Genomic DNA, 1,017 nt, shown 5'->3' with positions numbered 1-1,017 from the left:
ATTTATCATCCGCCAAGTCGCAGATAACTTAGCCGCTAGTGATGCGCCTATGGCTACGTTGGCGGTTGAAATTGAATCTGAAGATGAAGTCTTCAACCCAAATGCCGTAAAAGTCGTTGCTGATGAGCGTGGTTATGCCATGTACTTTAGCCGAGCAACAATTCCTTGGGATCGTGATAACTTCGCTAAGCAAGACAAAGCTATCGTGAATCCATTGATGCGTCACATCGGTATCTATGCATACCGCGCAGGTTTCATTAATACTTACGTAAACTGGGCGCCAAGTGCCCTAGAGCAAATTGAATGCCTAGAGCAATTACGAGTGCTTTGGTACGGCGAGAAAATCCACGTTGCAGTCGCTAAAGAAGCGCCAGCAGCAGGCGTTGATACGCCAGAAGATCTTGAAGCCGTTAGAGCTATTGTGGCGAAAAAAGCGTAACGATTCTACTTCTTGCAGTTAATAAAAAGGCTCCTTTCATGGAGCCTTTGGCTTTAAGGGGATGAGTCTATTTTTTGCTAAATGTTTGAGTCGTACTGATTGCGTTTTGGACAAGTGGCTAATGTTTCTCTGTGTCCCGTGTCTTTAACTTCTTCTAAGATTACGTCAAAGCCCCATAGGCGATAGACGTGTTTCAATACCTCATCATAACTTTCATCGAGTGGAATGCGGTTATGAGGAACGTACTGCAATGTGAGTGAACGGTCACCACGAACATCCACGTTAAACACCTGAATGTTAGGCTCTAAGTTTGATAGGTTGTACTGCGCTGCCAGAGTTTCTCGAATGCGTTTGTAGCCCATTTCATAATGTATGGCGGAGACTTCAATAAAGTTCTGCCTGTCATCATCGTTGATGGCGAACAGTTTGAAATCACGCATCAATTTCGGAGACAAATATTGGCTGATAAAGCTTTCATCTTTGAAATTATGCATAGCAAAATGCAAGGCATCTAACCAATCTTTTCCTGCTAGGTCCGGGACCCACTCTTTATCCTCGTCAGTTGGCTCTTCACAAAT

2 protein-coding genes are annotated in these 1,017 nt (G+C 44.1%); one reads left to right on the top strand and one right to left on the bottom strand.

Going from position 1 to position 1,017, the window contains the following annotated elements:
* Positions 1–439: 3-deoxy-manno-octulosonate cytidylyltransferase (gene kdsB, locus R7F07_RS25525; protein ID WP_318110711.1), on the top strand; the 439-nt coding region annotated here is incomplete at its 5' end.
* A 77-nt stretch (positions 440–516) separates the two neighbouring features.
* Here kdsB and R7F07_RS25520 read toward each other — a convergent pair.
* Positions 517–1,017: SpoVR family protein (locus R7F07_RS25520; protein WP_318110710.1), on the bottom strand; the 501-nt coding region annotated here is incomplete at its 5' end.

It is taken from the genome of Vibrio sp. YT-16 (assembly GCF_033337405.1).
Taxonomy (GTDB): Bacteria; Pseudomonadota; Gammaproteobacteria; order Enterobacterales; family Vibrionaceae; genus Vibrio; species Vibrio alginolyticus.
The sequence above is the reverse complement of the archived record's forward strand: the minus strand, read 5'-3'. Positions and strand labels throughout refer to the sequence as shown.